At 61.3% G+C, this 23682-nt stretch carries 22 protein-coding genes and 1 pseudogene; 11 read left to right on the forward strand and 12 right to left on the reverse strand.

The features are described from left to right. Positions 1 to 41 precede the first annotated feature (41 nt). The 4 genes from lnt to H0W47_RS02230 all read right to left on the reverse strand — a co-directional run bounded on the left by lnt (position 42) and on the right by H0W47_RS02230 (position 5063). Positions 42 to 1670 (reverse strand): apolipoprotein N-acyltransferase, encoded by a 1629-nt coding sequence (gene lnt, locus H0W47_RS02215; protein ID WP_296920025.1) that lies wholly within the window; start codon positions 1668 to 1670, stop codon positions 42 to 44. Positions 1671 to 1681: 11 nt separating this feature from the next. Beyond that, on the reverse strand, positions 1682 to 2548 hold the full coding sequence (locus H0W47_RS02220; RefSeq protein WP_296920030.1) for an HlyC/CorC family transporter: 867 nt from the start codon (positions 2546 to 2548) through the stop codon (positions 1682 to 1684). Between the two features lie 174 nt (positions 2549 to 2722). Next, positions 2723 to 4045: a sulfatase-like hydrolase/transferase gene (locus tag H0W47_RS02225; protein ID WP_296920040.1), complete on the reverse strand. Its 1323-nt coding sequence runs from the start codon at positions 4043 to 4045 to the stop codon at positions 2723 to 2725. Positions 4046 to 4061: 16 nt separating this feature from the next. Further along, complete coding sequence (locus H0W47_RS02230; protein ID WP_296920043.1) at positions 4062 to 5063, reverse strand: tripartite tricarboxylate transporter substrate-binding protein; 1002 nt, start codon at positions 5061 to 5063, stop codon at positions 4062 to 4064. A gap of 105 nt (positions 5064 to 5168) precedes the next feature. On the opposite strand from H0W47_RS02230, the gene H0W47_RS02235 reads away from it, so the two are divergent. Further along, positions 5169 to 5714, forward strand: a complete 546-nt coding sequence (locus H0W47_RS02235; protein WP_296920049.1) for a MarR family transcriptional regulator — start codon at positions 5169 to 5171, stop codon at positions 5712 to 5714. A gap of 106 nt (positions 5715 to 5820) precedes the next feature. Here the strand turns inward: H0W47_RS02235 and H0W47_RS02240 are convergent, their stop codons facing one another. After that, positions 5821 to 6549: a GNAT family N-acetyltransferase gene (locus H0W47_RS02240; RefSeq protein ID WP_296920055.1), complete on the reverse strand. Its 729-nt coding sequence runs from the start codon at positions 6547 to 6549 to the stop codon at positions 5821 to 5823. 272 nt (positions 6550 to 6821) lie between these two features. Beyond that, on the reverse strand, positions 6822 to 7295 hold the full coding sequence (locus H0W47_RS02245) for an Lrp/AsnC family transcriptional regulator (protein ID WP_296920058.1): 474 nt from the start codon (positions 7293 to 7295) through the stop codon (positions 6822 to 6824). A gap of 128 nt (positions 7296 to 7423) precedes the next feature. On the opposite strand from H0W47_RS02245, the gene hppD reads away from it, so the two are divergent. Next, positions 7424 to 8545, forward strand: coding sequence for a 4-hydroxyphenylpyruvate dioxygenase (gene hppD, locus H0W47_RS02250; protein WP_296920072.1), 1122 nt, complete (start codon positions 7424 to 7426; stop codon positions 8543 to 8545). Between the two features lie 101 nt (positions 8546 to 8646). Then, positions 8647 to 9477 carry a phenylalanine 4-monooxygenase gene (gene phhA, locus H0W47_RS02255; protein WP_296920150.1) on the forward strand — a complete coding sequence of 277 codons (831 nt, stop codon included), beginning with the start codon at positions 8647 to 8649 and terminating at the stop codon, positions 9475 to 9477. 2 nt (positions 9478 to 9479) lie between these two features. Here the strand turns inward: phhA and H0W47_RS02260 are convergent, their stop codons facing one another. Both H0W47_RS02260 and H0W47_RS02265 read right to left on the reverse strand, forming a co-directional pair. Then, positions 9480 to 9752 (reverse strand): XRE family transcriptional regulator, encoded by a 273-nt coding sequence (locus H0W47_RS02260; protein WP_296920153.1) that lies wholly within the window; start codon positions 9750 to 9752, stop codon positions 9480 to 9482. A 33-nt stretch (positions 9753 to 9785) separates the two neighbouring features. Next, positions 9786 to 10103, reverse strand: coding sequence for a type II toxin-antitoxin system RelE/ParE family toxin (locus tag H0W47_RS02265; protein ID WP_296920085.1), 318 nt, complete (start codon positions 10101 to 10103; stop codon positions 9786 to 9788). A 44-nt stretch (positions 10104 to 10147) separates the two neighbouring features. Between H0W47_RS02265 and H0W47_RS02270 the strand changes: the two are divergent. From H0W47_RS02270 to H0W47_RS02305, 8 genes and pseudogenes are all read left to right on the forward strand, one after another. After that, positions 10148 to 10267 (forward strand): annotated as a pseudogene (locus H0W47_RS02270) (phenylalanine 4-monooxygenase); the annotation flags it as partial. A 132-nt stretch (positions 10268 to 10399) separates the two neighbouring features. Further along, complete coding sequence (locus tag H0W47_RS02275; RefSeq protein ID WP_296920088.1) at positions 10400 to 10618, forward strand: hypothetical protein; 219 nt, start codon at positions 10400 to 10402, stop codon at positions 10616 to 10618. A gap of 15 nt (positions 10619 to 10633) precedes the next feature. Then, positions 10634 to 11053 (forward strand): putative toxin-antitoxin system toxin component, PIN family, encoded by a 420-nt coding sequence (locus H0W47_RS02280; RefSeq protein WP_296920156.1) that lies wholly within the window; start codon positions 10634 to 10636, stop codon positions 11051 to 11053. Positions 11054 to 11479: 426 nt separating this feature from the next. Beyond that, a complete protein-coding gene (locus H0W47_RS02285; protein WP_296920093.1) occupies positions 11480 to 13258 on the forward strand; it encodes an adenylate/guanylate cyclase domain-containing protein in 1779 nt (592 codons plus the stop codon). A gap of 282 nt (positions 13259 to 13540) precedes the next feature. Then, on the forward strand, positions 13541 to 14386 hold the full coding sequence (locus H0W47_RS02290; RefSeq protein ID WP_296920097.1) for a phosphatase PAP2 family protein: 846 nt from the start codon (positions 13541 to 13543) through the stop codon (positions 14384 to 14386). Positions 14387 to 14392: 6 nt separating this feature from the next. Beyond that, entirely contained in the window at positions 14393 to 16363 is a 1971-nt protein-coding gene (locus tag H0W47_RS02295; protein ID WP_296920100.1) for a hypothetical protein, read from the forward strand. A 181-nt stretch (positions 16364 to 16544) separates the two neighbouring features. Beyond that, positions 16545 to 17081 (forward strand): hypothetical protein, encoded by a 537-nt coding sequence (locus H0W47_RS02300; protein WP_296920102.1) that lies wholly within the window; start codon positions 16545 to 16547, stop codon positions 17079 to 17081. 43 nt (positions 17082 to 17124) lie between these two features. Next, positions 17125 to 17778: a class I SAM-dependent methyltransferase gene (locus H0W47_RS02305; protein WP_296920105.1), complete on the forward strand. Its 654-nt coding sequence runs from the start codon at positions 17125 to 17127 to the stop codon at positions 17776 to 17778. Positions 17779 to 17796: 18 nt separating this feature from the next. Here the strand turns inward: H0W47_RS02305 and H0W47_RS02310 are convergent, their stop codons facing one another. The 4 genes from H0W47_RS02310 to H0W47_RS02325 all read right to left on the reverse strand — a co-directional run bounded on the left by H0W47_RS02310 (position 17797) and on the right by H0W47_RS02325 (position 23589). Continuing rightward, entirely contained in the window at positions 17797 to 20925 is a 3129-nt protein-coding gene (locus H0W47_RS02310) for an AAA family ATPase (protein WP_296920108.1), read from the reverse strand. A gap of 100 nt (positions 20926 to 21025) precedes the next feature. After that, the gene (locus H0W47_RS02315; protein ID WP_296920113.1) at positions 21026 to 22120 is read right to left on the reverse strand and encodes a M4 family metallopeptidase; all 1095 of its coding nucleotides are present in this window, start codon (positions 22118 to 22120) and stop codon (positions 21026 to 21028) included. Positions 22121 to 22202: 82 nt separating this feature from the next. Next, positions 22203 to 22865, reverse strand: coding sequence for a Crp/Fnr family transcriptional regulator (locus H0W47_RS02320; protein ID WP_296920116.1), 663 nt, complete (start codon positions 22863 to 22865; stop codon positions 22203 to 22205). A gap of 64 nt (positions 22866 to 22929) precedes the next feature. Continuing rightward, positions 22930 to 23589: a LuxR family transcriptional regulator gene (locus tag H0W47_RS02325; RefSeq protein WP_296920119.1), complete on the reverse strand. Its 660-nt coding sequence runs from the start codon at positions 23587 to 23589 to the stop codon at positions 22930 to 22932. Positions 23590 to 23682 lie beyond the last annotated feature (93 nt).

The following is a 23682-nucleotide window of genomic DNA, read 5'->3' on the forward strand; positions in this document are numbered from 1 at the left end:
GGCGTGAGAAGCTACTATTTTGATAGCGCCACCGGTGCGTATCAACGACGACGCCGCGCCAGCCAGGCCAGCAACACCAGCACGCCGGCCCCGCCCCAGAAGGGCCAGAGCCCATACCGCGACACCCACGAGACGTATGGCGTGATGCCGGTGCGCCCCTCAACCTCACCCACCAACGCGCCGCGTGTATGCCGCGGCAACTCGTGCGTGACCTTGCCGCGGTGGTCAATGATCACCGTGGCGCCAGTGTTGGTGGCGCGGATCATCGGGCGCTCAAACTCCAGCGCGCGCATGCGCGAGATCGCCAGATGCTGGTCGATGGCAATGCTGTTGCCGAACCAGGCGATGTTGCTGACGTTGACCAGGATAGTCGGCGCCATCGCCGCATTGGAAAAGGCCACCGCCAGCTCTTCGCCAAACAGATCCTCATAACAAATGTTGGGCGCCAGCCGATGGCCCTGCCAGTCAAACGAGGGCTGGCCGAGCGGGCCGCGGTTGAAGTCACCGAGCGGGATGTTCATCAGGTTGATGAACCAACGAAAGCCCGGCGGTACAAATTCGCCAAAAGGCACCAGATGGTGTTTGTCGAACCGGTAACTCTGTGCCGTGCCTGCGCCTGAGGCCGGTTTGAGCCCGACGACGGAGTTGGCGTAGCTTGCGCTGTAGCTGCCCAGCGGCGTGCCAATCAGCGCGGCCTGCCCTCCCGTAGCAAAACGCGACTGCAAAGCGCCCCAGTAGCCTTCGGGCATTTGTTGGGGCAGCAACGGCAAAGCGGTCTCGGGCGCCACCACCAGCGCGGTTTTCGCGCCCTGCAACTGCTCAGCGTACCAGCGCAGGGCGGTCGGCAAGCCGCTGCCCGGCTGGAATTTTTCGTTCTGCGGAATATTGCCCTGCAGCAGGGTGACCTGCAGGTTGCCGGCTGAGGTGGAAGTCTGGCGCCCGGCCAGCACGGCTACCGCCACAATCACCAGCGCCGTCAGCGGAAACAGCAGGACCTGGCGCCGCGACTGGTTCCAGCCGGCCAGGCCGGCGGCCAGGAAAGCCGCCAGGAAGGTGATGCCGTGCACACCGATCCAGCGGGCGTAGTCGTCCAGCCAGCCGCTCACATGGGCGTAGCCAGCCTCGCCCCATGGAAAGCCGGTGAACAACTGGACCCGCGCCAACTCGGCCATCAACCACAACGCGGCAAACACCAGCGCGCGCCGTGTTCGGCCGGCCGGCCCGACGGCCACAAACACAGCGCTGGCCAGCGCGTAGTAGGTGGACAGAAAAATAGCCAGCCCCAGCACCGCCAATACAGCGAGCGGCGAAGCCAGCCCGCCGTAGATGTGCAGCGAAATGAACAGCCACCAGAAAATACCGCTCAACCACGCGGTGGCAAACACCCAACCCAAGGTCAGCCCCTGGCGGAAAGTCCTGCAGCGGTCCAGTTGCCAGACCAGCCCCGCCAGCGCCAGCAACTGCAGCCACCAGACCGGCTGGCCCTGCGGCAAACCCACGGCGAAGGGCCAGGCAATGCTGGCGGCGTGGGCGCCACCGGCGAGCAACATCCCCAGCAGTTGCAGCACCCACGCGCCTTGGTTCTTCTGTCTGGGGTAGCCAATGTGCTCAAGCAGCGCCGGCAGGGTCGGCGGCGCAGGCATCATGCTGTCGATGGTCTGCCGTCCCATGCCGCGTGTCTTTATGGCGCCGGGGTGCCGGCAGCGGCGACTGGGGAGACCTTGAACCAGCGCACCGCGCCGCCCTTGGTATGCAGCACGGTGAACTGCAGGCCATCCAGCACATACACTTCGCCGCGTTTGGGCACATGACCCATCTCGTGCGCGACCAGGCCGCCTATGGTTTCGAAGTCGGCGTCCAGCAGCTTCACGCCGAAGGCCTCGCTGACCCGCTCGATGGAGGTGTCGCCGCTGACGCGGTAGGTGTGGTCGCTCAGGCCGAAAATGTCGCCGTCGTCTTCCGCGATGTCAAATTCGTCTTCGATCTCGCCAACGATTTGCTCAAGCACGTCTTCAATCGTGATCAGGCCGGCAACACGGCCAAACTCGTCGATCACGATGGCCAGGTGGTTGCGGTTGCCGCGAAACTCGCGCAGCAAATCATTCAGGCCCTTGCTCTCGGGCACAAACACCGCCGGGCGCAGCAACGCGCGAATGTTGAGCTCAGGCGCGCGCTGCAGCTTGAGCAAGTCCTTGGCCATCAGGATGCCAAGAATGTTTTCTTTTTCGTTTTCGTAAACAGGAAAGCGTGAGTGCGCGGTGTCTATCACCAGGTGCAGCAGCTCGTCAAAGGGCGCATCGATGTTGATGGCGTCCATGCGCGGCGCGGCCACCATCACATCGCCCGCCGTCATGTCGGCCATGCGGATCACGCCCTCGAGCATCTCGCGGCTTTGCGCGCCGATGACGTCGTTGTCCTGCGCCTCGACCAGGGTTTCGATCAGCTCGTCTTTGGAGTCGGGCCCCGGGTGGAGCATTTCAGCAAGCTTTTGCAAAAAGCCGCGTTTGTCTTCCGGCTTGGTCGATCTACTGGGGGGGGCGTCGGACACAAGGGTGTTCGGTAGTGGAGGAGCGCCAAGGATAACTTACTTCGATGGCTGTAAGCCCGCGGCTATCTCCATTCAAGCCGGGGCCGCGGGCCCGGCTTTGCCGGCCCGCAGGCGCAGCGGCCCCCTCGGGGGGCAGAGAGCTACACGCAGTGAGCGACCGTGGGGGCCGACATCTTAGCGCTGTGGCATATCCTTGAGCGAATAACCCAGGCTGACCGTGGCATCGGCCGGAATAGCCGGCATGCTGTCGTTCCAGCGGACCCATGCCTCGCGCATGGCCGCCAGGCGGGCGGGTTGCTGATGGGCCAGATTGGCGCGTTCGCGTTCGTCGGACGCGATATGAAACAGATACTCGTTGCCATCGACCACCAGGTATTTCCATTCGCCGTCGCGCAGGGCCCGCTGGCCGCGATGGTTCATGCGCCAGTAAAGCGGGCGTGCAAAACGGTGGCCCGGCCGCGCGAGCACCGGCAGCAGCGATACGCCGTCCAGCGGGTAGTCGGCATCAGCCGATACCCCGGCAGCGGCTAGCATGGTGGCCGACCAGTCCATCGTCATGCAGGGCTGATCACTGAGCCTGCCGGTCGCAATCACTGCCGGCCAGTGTGCAATCCATGGCACACGAATGCCGCCTTCGGTGAGGTCCATCTTGCCGCCGACCAGGGGCCAGTTGTCTGAAAAGCGCTCGCCGCCGTTGTCGCTGGTAAAAACCACCAGCGTGTTGTCGGACAGGCCGTTTTCCTGCACCGCCCGCATCAGCTGGCCGATGCCTTCGTCCATGTGGTGAATCATGCGCCGGTAAGTGTGGATGTTGCCGCCGTGAAGATGAAACAGCTTGCCTTCAAGCTGCGGCGCCAGCGCCGCATCGTCGCGGCTCTCCCAAGGCCAGTGCGGCGCGGTGTAGTGCAGGCTCAGGAAAAATGGCCTGTCCTCTCTGGCGCCGCTTGCCATGCGGTGCACATAGTCCACCGCACGTTGTGAAATCAGGTCTGTCAAGTAGCCGGTTTCCTGGTGCACCTGCTCACCCAGCCAGAGATCCTTGCGTCCGGTCGAGTCGCAATGACTGAAGTAGTCCACCCCGCCCGACATCGGTCCATAAAACTCCTCGTACCCGGAGCGCTGGGGCCCGAAGTAAGGCGGATAGCCCAGATGCCATTTGCCAATCAGGGCCGTGCGATAACCGCTTTGCCCAAGCAGCGACGGCAGCGTCGGATGATCGGGCGGCAGCCCCAGCGTGCTGCTGCCACGGCTTTTGCTGTTGATCGGCTCTTCGGCGGCACCGCGCAGGCGGTACTGGTAGCGCGCAGTCATGAGCGCAAAACGTGTGGGCGAACACACCGGCGAATTCGAATACCCCTGCGTGAACCTGATACCCGCTGCAGCCAGGCTGTCGAGCACGGGCGACACCGGCGCCCGGCCGCCATAACACCCGAGGTCGGCGTAGCCGAGGTCATCGGCCACGATAAAAATGATGTTGGGGCGTGGCGAGGCGGTCAAGGCTGCGCTCACTCGCTCAGGATTCGGGCTTGAAGCCGGAGCGCCGGATAACGGGGCTCCACTGTGCATTGAAGGCTTGGAGTGCAGCCGCAGTCTGGGACTGGCTCATGGCCACAGGCACCATTTTGCCGGCCTCGAACTTGGCGCGTGTCTCCGGCTCCTGCATGATCTGCAGCAAGGTTTTTGCCAGCAAATCCACCGTGGCTTTGGGCGTGGTGGCCGGCGCAAACATGGTGTTCCAACCGGTGGCCACGAGAGGCAGGCCCTGCTCCCTGAATGTGGGTACGGTGGGGGAAAAAGGCGAGCGTTTGGCCCCGGAGGTTGCCAAGATACGCAGCTTGCCGCCTTCATGTTGCGACAGCAGGGAGTCCAGCGTATCGAAGGCGATGGGTATCTGCCCCCCGATCAGGTCATTGAGCAGCGGGGCCGAGCCCCGATAGCCAACTACCTCCAGTCGCGCCTGCGCCATGTGGCTGACCATCAGTGCAAAAAAGTGCGGCAAGCTGCCCGTGGCGGGCACACCGGCGTTGGCCTTGTCAGGGTTGGCACGTATCCAGGCCAGCATGTGCGAGACCTCGCGCACCGGCAGGCCCGAGCTGACAGCCACGCCAAAATCGTAGTCGGTCACTGCGCCCAAGGGGACAAAATCGGTCAGCGGATCGAACTTGAGGTCTTTGTAGATCAGCGGCGCCACACTCATGACCGCCGGGTTGCCAATCATCATCACGGTCTGGTCGGGGGGCGTGTTGACCAGCTGCTGCGCAGCCAGGCGACCGCCCGCGCCCACACGGTTGTCAACAATCACCGGGCGCTTGAGTAGTTGCTGCATGCGCTCACCCACCATGCGGGCGGCCCGGTCAGACGCGCCGCCTGGCGGATAACCCACCACAATACGGATGGGTCCCGTCTGGGCAAGGGCCCGTCGTGGCAGTGAAAGGCCCGCCGCCAAGGTGCAGGCGGCGGTCCCGAGCAAGACTTTGCGCCGATTGGGCGCAGCAGGAAACAGAGGCTGTGGCATGATAAATCTCCGGTTGGTGCGGCGATTGTCCTGGCCCGACCCTTGATTGCGGAAATCAATCATCCCCGGGAGTAACCCTGATGCCCGACCCTGGTGCCCGCCCCCATGACCGTTACCTCTGAAGCCACCTCCCGCCTCTTCTCGCCTGAGGTTCTGGACGACCTTCTGCTCTACCGCCTCAGCCGCTTGCAGGCCACCGCCGGCCGCATGGTGGTGCGGTACTGCGAGGGCCAGTTTGGTATCACCCGACGCGAATGGCGCATTCTGGCGCAGCTGGCTTCGCGCGGCCCCATGGGCTCTTCGGAACTGGCCGAACACGCGCACCTGGACCGCCCGCGCACCTCCAAGGCGGTCACCACATTGGCTGAGAAAAAACTGGTCAGCCGCAGCGGCCGCCCGGGTGATGCCCGGCAGATCCGCGTGGAACTGACAGCGGCTGGCATCGCCCTGCATGCGCGGCTGTTTCCGCTGGTTAGACAGATCAACCGCGATGTGCTGCAAGTCCTGCAGCCGCAAGAGATTGAACTGCTCGCAGGCATGCTGACGCGCTTGCAGGCAAGCGCGGACGCCCTGGCCGCTGAGGGGGATTTGCCGCTGGCCGACAGGCGCCATGGCAGCAGCGCGCGCCGCTACAAGCCCGATGTGGATTGAGTTTTGCCGTGGGGGCCATCGGCCGCAGCGCAGGGCCGCCCCAAGCAAGGCCAGCCCCCTCGGGGGGCAGGGAGCTACACGCAGTGAGCGACCGTGGGGGCCATATTCACATCGGCATGCGGTCGCGGCTGTCACGCACGCCGCGACGCACTTCCTGCACCAGTCCCAGCAGGTCCCAGAACTGCATGGCCTGCACTTTCAGACGATAGTCGGTCTGGGCAATCTGCTCTTCCACCAGCTCGGTCATGCGCGAGTCCAGGTCGGCCGGCGGCAGCTTGAGGTAGGCCTCACTCTCCGAGCCGTCGCGCTCAATCACCGCACCGGCTTTGCGGGCGATGTTGAGCATGGCGGTGTTTTCGCTGAGCGCGTGGATGAACATCATGCGCACGCCTTCGTTGCGCGCGTGGATCACGGCTCGGTCAAATAGCCGCGCGCCGTAGCCGCGGCCGCGTGCGTGCGGCAACACCGACACGCCAAATTCGGCGCAACTGGTCAGATCCGGATCCACCGACAGCGCCAGGTGCGCCATGGCGATCAGTTCAAGCCGGCGGTTGTAGATGCCAAAAATTTCGTCGCGCTGGTAGTTGAGGCTGGCCGAGTAACGGCGGATCTGCTCGTCGCTGGCGGCGTAGCCGAAACGCAGGTAGCGGTCGTGCGCGTCCAGCGCCAGCAAGTGCTTTTCAATCCGCTCGCTGTGGCTGGGGCCGATGGAACGGATAGGCACCATCACCGGCACCCGGTAAGGCGCAGGCTCGCCGTCCTCCACCACGGGTGGGCGGAAGAACTCCCTGCCTGCGTTCAGGGATGCCTTTAAAAATATGCCGGGACTGACCATGTACCCAATATAAGGGTATTCCCGCAGAAATCCAGCCTGCAGGGGCTTTTTCCGTACTGACCGGGGTCAGACACCTCAATTACAAGCCAAATTGGCCTCCAGCCCTCGTCCAGAAAGCGCAAGTAGCTATCAAAACAGGAGCAAATGTCCCCTCTGCACTGACGCCGGTCCGGCATTACTCGACACCTGAACCGGCTCCTTCCCCTAATTCATCCGGAATCAGGTGCCCCGACCAGCCCCCCCAAACGGCCCAGATATCCGTCCCGGCACGTTCAAACTGGCACTGCGGTTGTGGCCTTCACCCGATCCAGTACAAAGCTGGTCTTGCAGTCCTGCACGCTGGGGTGCTTGAGCAGGGTGTCCATGATGAAACGGCTGTAATGCGCCATGTCGGCGACCACCACACGCAGCAAATAGTCCATCTCGCCGGTCAGCGCCGCACACTCCACCACCTCGGGCCAGGTCTGCACACTCGCACGGAATAGGTCCATGGGGTTGCGCTTGTGGGATTCGGTGTGTTTTTCCAGCCGCACATTGATATAGGCCGTCAGCCCCAGCCCGACGGATTCGGGCCTGACCAGGGCCACATACCGGGCGATCACGCCGCTTTCCTCCAGCCGCTTGACGCGGCGCAACACAGCACTCGGCGACAGGCGGACCTCCTCGGCGATCTGGTCGTAGGTGGCCCTTCCGTCTGCCTGAAGGCTGCGCAATATAAGTCTGTCCAGCTTGTCTAATGCTTCCATGCGGCCTATTTTGCAGGTTTACTGCACGATTGCCAAGATCAGCGCCTCAATTTGCATAAAACGTGAGAGGGCGCGCCGGTACATTAAGGGATCTGTTGCCCGCAAAACGCCTATCGTCTGGAGACACCATGACTTCCACAAGCACCCCGACCGCCACAGCCACCACCGCATGGGACAACCCCATGGGCACTGACGGTTTCGAATTCATTGAATATGCGGCGCCCGACCCGGCTGCCATGGGGGCACTGTTCAAACGCATGGGCTTCAAGCCGATCGCGAAGCACCGCCACAAAAACGTGACGCTCTACCGTCAGGGCGGCATCAACTTCATCATCAATGCCGAGCCCGATTCTTTTGCCCAGCGTTTTGCACGCCAGCACGGCCCCAGCGTCTGCGCCATCGCCTTCCGCGTGCAGGATGCCAAGGCGGCCTATGAGCGCGCGATCAGCCTGGGCGCCTGGGGTTATGCCCACACGGCAGGCCCGGGCGAGCTGAACATCCCGGCCATCAAGGGCATCGGCGACTCCATCATTTATTTCATCGACCGCTGGCGCGGCAAAAATGGCGCGAAAGACGGCGACATCGGCAACATCGGCTTCTTCGACGTGGACTTTGAACCCCTGCCCGGCGCAGAGCTGAACCCGGCCGGCCACGGCCTGACCTACATCGACCACCTCACCCACAACGTGCACCGCGGCCGCATGGCCGAGTGGTCGGGCTTTTACGAGCGCCTGTTCAACTTCCGCGAGGTGCGCTACTTCGACATCGAAGGCCAGGCCACCGGCGTCAAGAGCAAGGCCATGACCAGCCCCTGCGGCAAGATCCGCATCCCGATCAATGAAGAAGGCAACGAAAAAGCCGGCCAGATCCAGGAGTACCTCGACAAGTACCAGGGCGAAGGCATCCAGCACATCGCCATGGGCTCCAACGACCTGTATGCCACCGTGGACTCGCTGCAAATGAGCGGCATGAAGCTGCTGAACACCGGTGAGACCTATTACGAGCTGCTCGACAAACGCATTCCCGGCCACGGCGAAAACGTGGCCGAGCTGCAGGCCCGCAACATCCTGGTGGACGGCACGCCGGGTGAGCTGCTGCTGCAGATCTTCAGCGAGAACCAGCTCGGCCCCATCTTCTTCGAGTTCATCCAGCGCAAGGGCAACCAGGGTTTTGGCGAGGGCAACTTCAAGGCGCTGTTCGAAAGTATTGAGCTGGATCAGATGCGCCGCGGCGTCCTGCAAAAAGCATGAGGACCGGCGCGCCTCAGGAAGATGGAAGTGCCGGGGCACGCGCCGCGAAGGGCCGCCCCGAGCAAGCGACGGCCCCCTCGGGGGGCAGCGAACCACACGCAGTGGGGAGGGTGGGGGTCACATCCTACGGCGCGAGTGAACGCCCCCCTCGCGGCGACTACACCCGCGCGGGCGCCGACTACACCTGTCCGCAGGATTACGACAGCTACACGGCGGCCGACCACGACACCTACCGGCGCCTGTACGAACGACAGGCCGCGCTGTTGCCGGGCCTGGCCTGCGACGAGTTCATCACCGCCCTGCCCTCACTGGGCGCGAGCGACCACATTCCGCGCTTTGAAGACATCAACCAGCGCCTGCGCCAAGCCACCGGCTGGGAAATCGTCACCGTGCCGGGGCTGATTCCGGAGGTGCCGTTTTTCACCCTGCTGGCGAACCGCCAATTTCCGGTGACCGATTGGATACGCAAGCCTCAAGAGTTCGACTACATCGTCGAGCCCGACGTGTTTCACGACCTGTTCGGCCATGTACCCTTGCTGTTCAACCCCATCTTTGCCGACCACATGCAGGAGTACGGCAAGGGCGGCCTCAAGGCCCACGGCCTGGGCGCCTGCGAGCAACTGAGCCGGCTCTACTGGTACACCATCGAGTTCGGGCTGATCCAGCAAAAGGACGGACTGCGCGCTTACGGCGCGGGCATTCTCAGTTCTTCGGGCGAACTGCAGCACTCGGCTCAAAGCCCCGAGCCCCAGCGCCTGCCGCTGGACATTGAGCGCGTGATGCGCACCCGCTACAAGATCGACAGCTACCAGCAGACCTACTTTGTCATCAACAGTTTCAAGGAACTGTTCGACAAAACCGCGCCGGATTTCACGCCGATTTATGAAAAGCTGAAAGGAATGCCGGAATTGGCGGCGGGCCCGGTGGCCTGAGCTCAAGCGGCCAGCTTGAGCCTGGGAGAAAATCCGGCCCGTGCGGCCAGGCGGACAAGTAAGTCAAGGCTAAAGCTGTTGATTTTTCCCCGTTTGATGTCACTGACTCTGGCTTGAGTCACACCCAACTGCACGGCCGCTTTTGCTTGAGTCAGGCCACTTTCCGCGAGCCAGACCTGCAAGGCACTCAACAGTGCAGAACGCATGGTCAGTTCAGCGGCCTCATCGGGTTCGAACAGGTCATAGAAAACACCACGGGGATCGCCCTTGGTCACGCGGACAGCTTTTGTTGCTTCAGTTTTCACGCTTCACTCCTGGATTCTCTTGAACCGCTCTTGCGCCAACCTCAAATCAGGAAGGCTGGTTTTTTCGGTCTTTTTCTGAAAGCAATGCAAGACATAGACCGTCGTCCCTACATTGGCCAGGTAGATCACCCGAAACGCTCCGGAAGCATCTCGGATACGAATTTCGCGTACGCCGGAACCCACAGTCTTCATGGGCTTCCAGTCGTCAGGCTCAAGGCCAGCCTGCACCTTGCCCAACTGATAACCCGCCTCACGCCTGACGTCGACTGGAAAGCCAAGCAAGTCCTTCTTGCTGTCGCCAACCCAGCTGATTGTTTTCATAACAAATTATGCCATATCTAGCATGATATACGACTCACAAAATGCAGACCTACTTTGTCATCAACAGCTTCCAGGAACTGTTCGACAAAACAGCGCCGGATTTCACGCCGGTTTATCAGCGCCTGAAGGGGATGCCGGAACTGGCGGCGGATGCGATGCGGTGAGCCCGCACAATCACTCCGAGTCAATCAACGGAACGGGTGCCCCGCCTCCGGGGTTTCCTCGGCAAGCAGGTAAAAATAAGCTTTGCTGTAAACTGAAATTCCTTGCTTTCAGCAGCGTTACAGGAGCACGCCATGACGAGTATTACGATTGATCTGCCCGACGAATTGGCCAGCCAGGCCGCCATGGCTGGTTTGTTTGATGCACGTCATTTTGAACGACTTATTCGCGCCTCTTTGCGAAGCAAGGCCAAGGCCGATTTGCAAGTCATCTGGCAAAAGCTTGGAAGCGACCCCATTGCTCCATTGACCGATGCAGAGCTGGAGGCCGGTGCGCAGTCTCTCGCTAATTAATGGGTCAGTGTTTTGATGCTGCGAATTGTTCTTGACACCAACATCGTTATTTCTGGCCTGATCTGGCGAGGCACACCACACCATTTGCTGGTTGCCCTGACCGAAGATAAATTCGCGGCCTTCACCAGCTATCCACTCATTTCTGAACTGACACGCAAACTGCTGGGCACCAAACTGGGGAGCGAGCTGTTAAAGCGTGACATATCAGCGCAGCAGTTGGTCATGAACTACAGCGCTTTGTGTGAAGTCGTCTCACCCTCCCCGTTGGCCCAAGCTGTCAGCCGCGACACTGACGACGATTCGGTGCTGGCATGCGCCAAAGCGGCCCAAGCCGACCTCATCGTCTCCGGTGACCAGGACCTGCTGGTGCTGCAAAGGTTTGAAGGCATTCCGATAATCACAGCGTTGCAGGCTTTGGACCGACTGAAGGCTTGACGGCTTGTTGCGCAGACAGCCAATGAATGCAAATCGCCCACCGATTGATGCAAGGCCAGAGCACCGCGCGTGGCGAGCCTCAGAGGCAGGTAATTTCTTAAGAAAATCGGCCTTCAGCCCAACAAATACGAGCGTGAGCAGCTATGCAAACAATAGCAACAATGCCTGCAGGCTTACTTTGTCATCAAAAGCTTCCAGGAAGTGTTCAACAAAACAGCGCCCGACTTCACGCCGATTTACCGGCGACTGCAGGGCCAGCCTGACATCGCGGCAACGGCACGACCACGGGAAGCCAAGACGATTCAGCACTAAAGCAACGTATTGCGCGCTGCCGTGCGCCATCGGGCTTATTCACCACATCCAGACGGCCTCTCCTACAAACAGAGGAGGTAAACTTTTGTTACACCGTCTACGATGAGGCTCCCGTTGATCGAACTCCCTGCCAACCTGCCAAGAAGCACGAAAGTGTTGCTGGTCATGGACGTGGTGGAGTCGGTCCGGATCATGGAGCAGGACCAGGATGGCTTTGTACAGCGGTGGCAACAACTCGTGGAAGAGGCAGAGCACAAGGTGCTGCCGCAGCATGGCGGGCGCATTGTCAAAAGCTTGGGCGACGGCCTGATGCTCGAATTTGCCAGCGCCCAGGGTTGCGTCAAGGCCGCTTTCGCCCTGCACAGCTTCACCCGCCAGGCCAACCGCGGCGTGCGGCCCGAGCACCAGATGCACCTGCGCATGGGCGGCCACCTCGCCAGCTTCGTCACCGACCAGCATGACATCTACGGCACCGACGTCAACCTGACCTCGCGCGTGAGCACGCTTGCAGGGCCGGGTGAAATCGTGGTCACCGCCGACATGCGCGATCAGCTCGCGCCGCTGCTGGATGCCGACGTCGAAGACCTCGGTGAGTGCCATCTCAAACACGTCAAGGAGCCGATTCGCGCATACCGCGTCGGCCCACCCGGCGATGCCCCCATCGTTCCGCCGGGCCATGCCGTTGAACTCAACCTGCGCCCTACGATTGCGGTGATTCCGTTTGCGATGCGCAGCAACGAGCCAGGGCATGAATTGCTTGGTGAAGCTCTGGCGGACGAGGTGATCGCGGCGCTGTCGCGAACCTCGGAATTGCATGTGATTTCGCGGCTGTCAACGACCGTGTTCCGGGATCGCCGCGAGGCCATCCAGGACATCAAGACACACCTGGGCGCGACCTACATCCTCTCGGGCACCTGCCGCAGTGCGGGAACGCAGCTGGCCTTGTTCGTGGAGCTGATCGATACCAAAACCGGGCACATTCTTTGGGCTGACAGCCTCAAGGGGGAGGTGCATGGTTTGTTTGCGGCTGATGATGAGCTGATTGCGCGGGTGGTCGCAGCGGTCAGTTCCTCGGTGATGTCGCAGCAACTGCAGCGTGCACACAGCCAGGCCATCCCCAATCTCGAGGGCTATACCCTGCTTCTCGGCGCCATCGCCCTGATGCATCGCACCTCCCCGGCTGAGTTTGAGCGGTCTCACCTGATGCTCGAGCACCTGATTGAACGTGGCCGGCGTCACCCCATCCCCCATGCATGGCTGGCCAAGTGGTACGTCATGCGTGCATCTCAGGGTTGGTCCAGCTCCCCGGACAAAGATGCTCAACTGGCGCTGGATGCCACGCATCGCGCTCTCGATGCCGACCCGAACTGCGCACTCGCATTGACAATTGAAGGCATGGTGCAGAGCAATTTGCTCAAGAACCTCGATAAAGCCCAAGATCAGCACAGATCAGCACTGGAAAAAAATCCCAATGAGTCGTTGGCGTGGCTTTTCACCAGCATCATGCACGCCTATAAAAATGAAGGTGAAGAAGCTTTTGTTGCCGCCGAAAAAGCTCTCCGGCTGTCCCCTCTAGATCCGCTGCGTTATTACTATGACTCGCTGGCAGCGGCCGCCGCTATAGCCGCAAAAAAGTACCCGATCGCGAGTGAGTATGCAAAGCGATCCCTGCAAGCGAACAGGATGCATCTCTCCAGCTACCGCTCATTGGCTATTTCCCAGTCTTTGCATGGAGACGTACAGCAGGCCAGGTTAACTGTGCAGAAATTGCTGACGATCGATCCCACTTTCACGGTTAGGGAATTCGTGGTGCGGCACCCAGGTAGCAGGTCATCGCCTGAATTCACGGCTTTATTGGCTGGCGCTTTACAAGCCGCCGGGCTGCCCGACTAGTTTTTTTCTTATCGTTAACAGGAGACTTTGATGTCTGGTTTTTCTGGTTTTTCCGGCTTCTCCGGCTTTTCGGGTTTCTCGGGTTTTTCTGGGTTTTCTGGCTTTTCTGGGTTCTCTGGCTTTTCGGGCTTTGGACCGCAAACCGACCCCCTACTGGCGGACGCACTGACGAACAACAGAGCGGCGTTGACTGGCCCGTTCCAAGGCGCAACTCTCCCATTCACGCTGCCCACCCCCCTAGACAAACCAGACCGCCTCGCCGAATGGGCCGCAGGCCCGCGCATGGCGGTCTGCGCACTGGAAGTGCTTTCCGGGGTGCGCTTCGACGTCAACCAGGGCAAAAAGTCGATGACGCTTGGTTTTGTCGATCTTGACCGCAAGCCGCTGAAGGACCTGACACTTGCGAGCCTGACCCGTCCGACTGAAAGCATCTTCAAGCAGCAACTGGACCTGGTCGCCAACTACGCCGAGTTGCGCGAAGACCGTGGTGCAGAGGTTCTGGCGCAGACGGGCGGCGGCCCGGCTTTCTGGGCGTCCATCGTGGGTCTAACGGCTCACCGCCACAAATACACGCTGGAGTTGCTGGACTTGGCGATGTCGCTGGCCATTCATGTGGAGATGCGCTTAAAGCACGCCTTTGCCTGCCCGAGGCCGGTCGACCTGTCACCGCAAATCCAACCCATGATCCCGACACCCGGTCATGCCAGCTGGCCCAGCGGCCATGCGACGGAAGCCTATATGACCTGCGCAGTGCTGCAGGCTTTGATTCCGCACGGTGACAAATACCGCGAGCAGCTCGAACGCCTGGCCGCGCGGATTGCGGTGAATCGCACGGTCGCGGGCATGCACTACCCGGCTGACAGCGCCGCGGGGCGCTTGCTCGGCACATCGCTGGCAGAATTTTTTGTCGCGCGCTGCACCGGTGCAAAACTGCATGAACGCGGCTTCAACGGCCCGAAATTCCACGGCGCGAAAGATGCGGTGATCGACTTCGACCCGCGCGTGTCCATGATCGACAACAAGAGCGGCTACTACGAATACGCGTCGTCGGCATCGGCCATTGCCGCGTCGCCGCTGCTCGAGTTCATGTGGACCAAAGCCGCCAAAGAGTGGCAGCCGCTCAAGTAAGCCGCCATGAGCTGGACCAAACTGCCCACGGGCGAGTTCACGGGCATTGACTGGGCCAAGCCCGGCGCCACCAAGGGCTTTGACCCTTACCTGATCTGGGCGGAAGCAGACGATTTTTCAGGTTACGGCGACCAGCGCCCGAAATGGCTGCCGATTGCCATCGAGCTGAAGCCCGGCACGACTGTCCACCAACTGCTGGCCGCTGCGTCCAGCAAATGGCTGCACGTTCCGCCCGTGTACACCGGCCGCGCGGCGCCGGCCGGGCTGAAGTTCTGTACGGCGCGGGTGCGGCCGGCGTTTTTCAAACACATCCAGCCCGGGGGACGCCTGCACGCGCTGGTGCTGCGTTTCGAGCTGGGGTTGCCGGCGGCGGAATATGCCGACGACCCGACCGGTCATGGCAAGGGAAGCCTGCCGCCCCATTCGACCGGCGCCGCCTACCAGGCCGAAGCGCAGGCCGAGACCCTGCTGTCGGGCAAGGTGCTGGCACTGATTGACGACAGTCTGGCATTGGCGCATGCCAACTTCCTGCATCAGGGGAAAGCGCGTACGGCCTATTTCTGGCGGCAGGACGCCGAGGGCACGGGCCGCACGCCGAACGCCCTGGGTTATGGCCATGAGCTGACCGCTGCTGACATCAACGCGGCAATGCGGGCCAATGTCCACAACGGTCTGGTGGACGAAAGCGCGGTCTACGTCGCGCTGGGGCTGTCGACGCTGGGCAAGAAGATGCCGAAAAACGAGCATTTCTTTCATGCGCTGGATACCTCCGTCAGCCACGGCAGCCACGTCATGGATCTCGCGGCCGGGCCGCGCACCTTGCTGGCCCAGGTGGGCAACCTTCCCCCCGGCTTCGACGCACCGCCTACTTGGGCGGCTGCAAACGACGACGCCAGCCGGGCGCCGCTGATCGCCGTGCAGCTCGACTACGACACGGTGCGCGACACTTCGGGCGGCTCGATGAATGTGCATGTGCTGGACGGCCTGATGTACATCCTGTCGCGCTGCACCGACAACGCGAAGGTGACCGTGAACGTCAGTTTCGGCACCCTGGCAGGGCCACACGATGGCACATCGCTTCTGGAAGCCGCCATGGACCAGCTGATCGCGCTGCTGGGCAAACGGCTGCAGATCGTGCTGGCGGCCGGCAACAGTTACCAGCTGCGCACCCACGCCAACAAAACGCTATCAAAAGGAGAGCGGCATACGCTTGACTGGCGGGGGCTACCCGACGATTCGACTCAAAGTTTTGTGGAACTGTGGGTGGAGGAAGACCGCGAGGGCATGCAGATCCAGCTGTCCCCGCCGGGCTGCGCGCCACTGCCGGCGCTGAAGTTTGGCGAATCACGGATGTGGACCAACGGCGGCAAACAGCCCCTTTGTGCGCTGATCTACCCTGAAACAGTGGCCACCGGCAGGCGTGGCACCTGCGCCCTGCTCGCGGTCGCCCCGACCTTCAGCTTCGACCAGAAGACCGCGACCGCCCCCAGCGGCGTCTGGAAGATTGAGCTCATCAACACCGGCAACAAACCGGTCACGGTGGACGCCTACGTGGAACGGGACGATGTCGTCATCGGCACCCGCAGCGGCGCGCAGCAATCCCACTTCGAAGACAAGTGGTACGACACCAGCGGCAACCCCAACGCCTTTGTGGACCACCCCGACAACCCGAGCGCCATCCGGCGCAGCGGCAACTTCAACAGCATCGCCACCGGAAGCAAGACGGTATCTGTTGGCGGCACGCGAATCACCGGGCCGCGCTGGGCGCACTATTCGCCGCAGCGGCCCGACCCCGACGCTGGCCGGCCGCAACGGCCCGGCGTGGTCAAGGTGCCCGATGCCGAAGCCTTCAGTGACGTCAACCCCGCCGCTCTAGGCGTCAATGCGGCAGGCACCCGCAGCGGTGCGGTGGTGCGCCTGCGCGGAACCAGCGATGCCTCGCCGCAGGTTGCACGAAAGATTCTCAATGGCAATTGAGGCTCGCCCGGGATCAGGAAAAGGGGCGCGGAGCCAAGAATGCTGCCCCTTGAGTTGAGTTTGAATGCGCGAGGGCAGAATGCCCTCTTGGGCAAACCCCAAAAGGGACTTAAAGTACCGTGCACTTTTAACAATATGCGCACTTCTGCTTCTGTTACCACTTAACCACTAGGAGAGAGATATGGGTTGGTTTATGAAAGAGCACGACATCTACATCGGTAGCATGTTGGATGAATTGAATCTCCGGTTTGCGCCCCCGCAGGGCAAAGACACGCACCACGGTGGCATCGAAGAAATGGTGGCCTTGCAGAAGGAATTCAAAATCTTCAAGAAGGGCCGCTCCTTCAAGACCAGCGTCATGGCGCTCAATCTTGGCGCCCGAAACAACGAAGTTAAAAATCGCTGGTATGACCTGATAGGGGCACTCAGCAAGCATGACTCCAATCGACCCAAGCAGAATGGAGACGTTGCGATTGTCAATGCCCTGATTAAAAACCTCGCGGCCAAAGCACCACTGCCGGTTTATTTCACTTCCCACGACATGCGCGGCGAGAAAGAAAATGCGCAGGTGAAGATTACAGACAAGAGTCGTCCTGTTCATTACCTGGAGCAAGATTACCTCACGATCTCGCTCCCCATGCAATCCGTGCAAGCGGCAAACGCAGCACGTCAAGCCAGGGCGTCGGCGAAACCGGGCAAGTCTGGCGCAAAGAAGTAAGAAGTCGCCCGAGCTGGCGCAGCTTTATCCTCCGGCGTCTTCAGTGACTGAGCACCTCAAGCAACCATCGCTTGATGCGTTGCTTGATGATGTAGCGCAGTACTACACCCGCAAAATCAACACCCATGGGGCTACCCCCTTGGGCGTCGATTGGTCATGCGTCCCCACGCAGCAAATGCGTTTCGTGCATCTGCTCAAGCTTTGCAGCTTTGAAAGCGCCACTTCACTGAATGATGTGGGTTGTGGGTACGGTGCGGTTCTGGCCTTCCTGGCCAAACGCTTTCGCGGGACTGCGATTGACTATCTGGGACTGGATATCTCACCCGCGATGATTACCCAGGCGCAGAAGTTATGGCAAAAACGCATCGGCACAAAATTTTTGATCGCCAGCACCAGCCCCCGAACGGCTGATTACTCGATTGCAAGCGGCATTTTCAATGTGAAATTGAAGCAGCCCATCGACTTATGGGAGCTCTTCGTTGCAAAGTCGCTTGCGAACATGCACAGCACCAGCCGGCGAGGCTTTGCGGTGAATTTTCTGACCCCGACTTCCGCGCAGAGTCTGCCCGTGCCCGAGCTCTACTATGCGCAACCTGATGTTTGGCGCGAGTACTGCGAACGCACGTTCAATTCAAAGGTTGAAGTCATCGCCGGCTACGGTCTTCGCGAGTACACCCTGATTGCACGCAGCAGCTGAGACCGAAACGCCCTCCATCTAAATCGCTGCAGGTGGAAAGGCCGTCGCCTGGGCTCGCGCCAGAGAGCTTTCAAAAATTTTGCCCCCTGTCAGGGAGATCAGCTGTGCCGCTTGATCAAACAGGTCTTGTGCCTTCTCGACTCTCTCGGGCTCGTTCTTCGAAGCCGACACGGCACCCAAAACGATTAGAGCTCTGCATTCGGCCAGTCGATTGCTGCGCTGCCTCGAAAGAACAAGCGCCTCTTGGGCAGATGCCTCGGCCAAGTGGAAGTTGCCGAGATGCTGGTAGCACTCCGCAAGGCCAGCCCGTATTTCGGCCTCGAACTCCACCGCAACTTTCGAACTGGCGATCAGTTCCAGCGCATCCAGAAAGCTCTGCTGCGCCGCCTCCAGGTCGCCAACACTCGTCTGAGCCAATCCGGAGCTCCAGAGCGCAAATACTCTTGAATAGGGGCTGGCGTGCTGCTGCGCCAGCTTGATGACAATCGCCGCATGCTCCTTGGCGAGCAGAGTATTTTGGGTAACTGCGGCAAGTTCTACATGAATATGGTGGGCGATTTGTCCAATGACAGGGTCGTTCAGACCTGCACTGACAGACAGCATGTTTTGCAAGCACAGGGTCGCTTCCTCCACCCGGTTCAGCCGTATCAACAAACGGGCACGGATGCCAAGCACCCATTGCTCAATGCTGAAGTCGATGAATTCGCGGTCGAATTGATCAATGTGCTGCACCGCCGCCAGGGCAGCATCATTGGCCGCCAGGCCCTGGTGCAGCAAGCCCGCCCACGCATAGGCCTGGCTTAACGCCACATTGAGCATCGCCACCCTTCCGGTGTCCTGCCCTGGCGGCGTCAGCGCCAGCGCCTTGAGAATGCACTCGACATAGTCGTCGGCCGCGCCTCCGCCCGATTGCAGGATGCGGCCCCGGGCAAAGAGCAGCAATTGAACCAGCCGGGTGTCGACCTCGCTCGCGAGTTCGATGGCTTCATGAGTAATCTGGTGCACCTCGTCGGGCTTCAGACCCTCGCGCCAGCCCAGGTAGACAATCCGCCCGCCTGCCAGGGCGCGAAGGCTGTTGACCTCGTGAGAACGCTCCTGGCCCTCCAGCAGAGCCCACACCCTGCGCCAGTGTTTGGTAGCCTGTGCAGAATGGGTCGATCCCGTCCACTTGGCCGCACGTGCTTCATGCTGGGCCGCCTGCACAAACTTCCCGGCCGCTGCATAGTGATACGCAATCAACGCGGCAAACTCGCCAGGCTGGGCGCTGTAATGCGCCTCCATGGCCACCGCCACCGCGGCATGCAGGTTGGCACGCCTGGCCTTGAGCTGGGAGCTGTAGGCCACCTCCTGAATCAGCGGGTGGCGGAAGGCAAACCGCCGCTCGCCGGCGATCTCGCGCAGCAGCTGGAGCAATTCCACTTCACACAGCCCGTCCAGCCCGCTCTCCACCTGGCTGACCAGGTAAACCGCGACATCCTGCAATACAGGGAGCGGTATTTCCTTGCCGATGACGGCGCAGATGTGAAGCAGCGTTCTTTGCGCGGCAACGAGCCTGTCGATCCGTTCGCCGATGACAGCCTGTACTGTCGCGGGCAAGGCATGGACCAGCGGGGCCATGTCTGCTGAGCCAACCGCAGACATCTTCAGCTGGACGCTTTTCTCGATCAGCGAGTTGACCAGTTCTTCGGCAAAAAACGGGTTGCCCGCGGAGCGCTCCACGATGAGGGACAGAAAGCCGTGCAGATGCGGGTGGTGCCTGAGCCTTTCGCGTACCAGGTCCAGCGCGTCGGTTGTGCTGAGATCAGCCAGATGAATGGCCTGGAAGTGCGGCAACTCCGCCCAGGGTGCCTGGTAACCCGGGCGGTAATTGAGCAGGAGCAGCAGCCGGGTACCCGCCACCGCCTGCACCAGGGCAGACACAAACTCGGCACTCGCCTCGTCGAGCCAATGCAGGTCTTCAAACACAATGACGGAGGGGCTGGCTCCGGCCTGCTTGACCAGTTCATGCACCAGCCCCAACAATCTGGCGCGCCGCGCCTTCGGGTTGAGCGAGCAGGCCGCACTGCCTTCCTCGGCCACCCCCAAAAACTCGCACAGCAGGGAAAAGTCATCTGCCGAGCCTGAACCGCATTTTGCGAGGATGTCTGAAATCCGCTCGCGTGCGCCAGCCGCGTCGTGTTTTGGGGATATCTGAAAAAAGCAGGTACGCAGCAACATCAACACCGGCTGCAGGGGTGTGGCGTGCCCGTAAAGTTGCGTGCGTATCTCGTGGACAGGAATGTCCTTTGCACGACACCATTGGGCGAATTCGTGGCACAAGCGGCTCTTGCCGGTTCCCGGCGCGCCCGACAGGCCCAGCACGGCCCCTTGCGCCTGGCTGGCGAGGGAAAGCGCGTTCTTCAGGATTTCCAGTTCCTTGGCACGTCCCCTGAAAACAGACAGCGACGCCTCATGAAAATGGTAGTTGTCGACATCGTGTTTCATGCCGAGCAGGGCATGTATCTCTACGGGCTCGCTGATGCCCTTGAGAAGATGAGGGCCGATGGACCGGACATCACAAACCGTGCGGACCAGGGCCAGGCAATCGCCCGTCAGGCAGATGCCGCCCGGCTCGGCAAGGCCCACCACGCGACTGGCCAGATGAATGGCATGGCCGTGCACACCACCGCCTTTCGTGGCGTCAGCGGCCCCGGGATCAAGCGCCACCTGGCCGGAATGCAGGCCAACCCGGATACGCAAACCCTGGGCATGGCCTTCGAACGCTGCCTGCATGACGATGGCGGCCTCACAGGCCAGGCTGGCATGGCCTTCCAGCGCCTTGGGCACACCAAACAGGGCCATGATGCCGTCGCCAAGCGTTCTCACCACCGTGCCGCCAAACCTCTCCACCGCATGGCACATGCGCTGGACGGCGGGATGCAGTTGCTCCATGGCTTGCTCAGGATCGAGCCCGGCCACATGTTCCGTCGAGCTGACGATATCCGCAAACAAAATGGTGGCGTGCTTCAGTGCACCCCACTGAACTTCCGGCGCAGTCGGCGGCACCAGCTGCTCCCTGACTTCGCCACCAGCATGAAGAGGCGTGCCGCAATTACCGCAGAAGCGGTTGGCGTCCGGATTGGTGGTCAGGCAGGATGTGCAACGCAAGGGCATCTTTGGGGGTACTCAACGACTGGAAACTCTGAAAATTGTGGCAACAGGAATGCTTGCACGGCGCCCGAAACAATGCAAGGCATTGCTACCAGGCTCAGGGCAGCACTTTGACGGCCCGCCATGCCGCGTTGACGGCTTTGTACTCTTTTGATTGAAGTCCGTGACGCGCCAGAGCGGCGCCAAGAGTCGCTCTGGCTGCATCCACAAAGCTGGCCCTGGGTTTGAGCTGGGCGAAAGCCTCGTACCAGATCGGCCCGGCCGCTTCCCAAGAGTACCCGCTCATTTTCCGTGCGGCCAGATAAAAGGCGTGATTGGGAATGCCGGAGCTGTCATGCACGTCAGCGCTATCGACATACTGGTCCATGCTCTTGAACTGATCGTCTTCGTACCACGTCAGTTTCCGGTTGCCCGGGTCCTTCAGCGAACGGATGGCCTTGCCATGCTCGGGTGCCAGCATGTGCTCGCCGAGCAGCCAGCTGGCCCCGGTCACGTCCTCGCCGGCGTGCCACTGCTTGACCATGCTGCCGACCACGTCAGAGAAAGATTCGTTGAGCGCGCCGCTTTGGCCCTGGAGGGCATGGGTTTGCTCTTTGAACTCCCTGTCTCTGACCGGCACGCGGACCACGCCCAGCCCGCGTGGTATGAGGTGCTGGGTCACGCCGTGGGTGAGTTCGTGGGCAATGATGTCCAGCGCCTGGGTGAAGCCGCCTACATTGGCGTCGCCGTCACCGTAAACCATCTGCTCGCCGGTCCACATGGCATTGCTGAAGTTTTTTCCGAAATGCACCGCCGAGTTCACGCGCATCCCCCGGTTGTCTATGGAGTTGCGCCCAAAAACCTTGAGGAAGAAATCCAGCGTGATGCCGGTGTTGTCGTAGACCTGATTGACGGCCTTGTCTCTGACCGGCTTGTCACCTTCCGCTCGCGCGGGCTTGCCAGGGAGCAGCATGCCTGTGCCCGCATCAAAAACTGTACGCTGGCCCGGTGCAGCCACCTTGTGCGCGGTCGCGGCCAGAAGCGGGGGCAACGGTGCAGGCGCGCTCCAGGCACTTCGCAGCGAGCGAAGACGCGCTGTGTGCTCGATATGCCCGCGCATCACATGACGGTCGGCTTCTCCGGCCTTGGTTGCCAGTTTTTTGAGCAGCCTGGAAGGAACCGCAAAACAGAAACACCGATACGCAGATGTCACGGGAGATTCCTTTGGGGGCGCGAACTGGGCTCAGCGCAACAGGCCGCGCCTGGGTGTCGGCCCGGCGGTCAGTCCACCGGACTTACCAGCGGCTGGGCAGCTTCTTGAGCAGTGTGATGCGCCGGATGCCGAGCTCAATGTAGCCGCCTTTTTCAAGGTCTTTGAGCAGGCGGCTCACCATCTCGCGGGAAGCGCCCACGCGGTTGGCAATGTCCTGGTGGGTGATGGATTCCAGCATGGCGGGGCTGGCAGTGCCTTCAGCCTCTGCATCGCCACGCCGCTCTTCCAGCAGGGCGACCAGCCGGCCATACACGTCGAGCAAGGCCATGTTGCGGGCGGTTTCGGTGGCGGCCCGGGCACGCCGTATCACCTGCACCACCAGGTTGATGGCAAATTCGGGCTCTTCGGCCAGGTGTTCGCTGACATCGGTGCGGCTGAGCACCGAGCAGGTACAGGGCTCAAGTGTCATCACCGAAGCCGAACGGGGGCCGCCGTCCAGCGACATCTCACCGAAATAGTCACCCGCGTAGACCGTGCCGTAGGTGATTTCGCGCCCGCTCTCGTCCATGGCAAACACCTTGACGCTGCCCTTGAGAAGCACAAAAAGACTGTCGCCCGCCTCGCCCTCGTTGATGAGGACTGCGTTTTTACGGTAAGTGCGCTGCACACCACGGCGCGCCAGTGAGCGCAACTCGGGAACCAGAGGGGTGTACAGATCTTCGGCGGAAGGAATTGACGTGCTCATGATGAGCCGTAATCTAGCACGGGGCGCGCTGCAGGTGGGGCTGCTGGCGCGGCCTATCGCAAATTCAGTGAATTTGAACCAGATGGCACGGCGCCACAGGCGGCAGCACCGCCACCCGGTTGACCAGCTCCCGCACCCCGCAGGAGCCGGTTTTGGCGCAAAGGCTGCGCACGTGGCTGCGTACCGTGGAAACGGCCACCTTCAGCTGGACGGCTATTTGCGGCGTGCTCAAGCCCCGGCACAAGATGGCCAGCACCTGCTCTTCCGTCTGTGTGAGCCCGTAGCTGCGCGCAAAGAATCCGAACATCCCCGATTCGCAGACCTCGGCCCTTGAAAACAGCAACGCGATACGGCTTCTGCAGCGATCTGCTTCGGGCTTGAGGGGCACCACCGCCAGCATCAGGTTCAAGCCGGCCCCGCTGACATTGATAAGGCTGCGCTTGCCGGCCGCAGCTTTGGTCAGCGCGAGTTGCAGTGTTTTGTTGTCGGCGGCGGTGACGGCCTGGATCTCGTCACCGGCTTTGCACAGCACCCTGCCCCGATGGAGTTCCATGCGGGCGATCTGGTTGGCATGGAGAAGCTGACCGTGCTCACCGAGCACGAGCAGGCCATGGGCCAGCACATCAAGCAGCACGGCCAGGACATCGGGGCTGGACTGGGCAAGACCCGGACTGGCAACAAGCAGGGCCGGGTCTGGAAATCCGGCATTCAACACGGTGTTCATTTTTCAGGCGCCTTGTAGCCGTTACAACTTGTTAAGCGTATGAAGCCTGCGCAAATGTGCCTAGTGAATAAGGAACTTGTTTTATGTGAATAA

Origin of the sequence: Polaromonas sp. (genome assembly GCF_013817205.1) — a bacterium.
Lineage (GTDB): Bacteria > Pseudomonadota > Gammaproteobacteria > Burkholderiales > Burkholderiaceae_C > Polaromonas.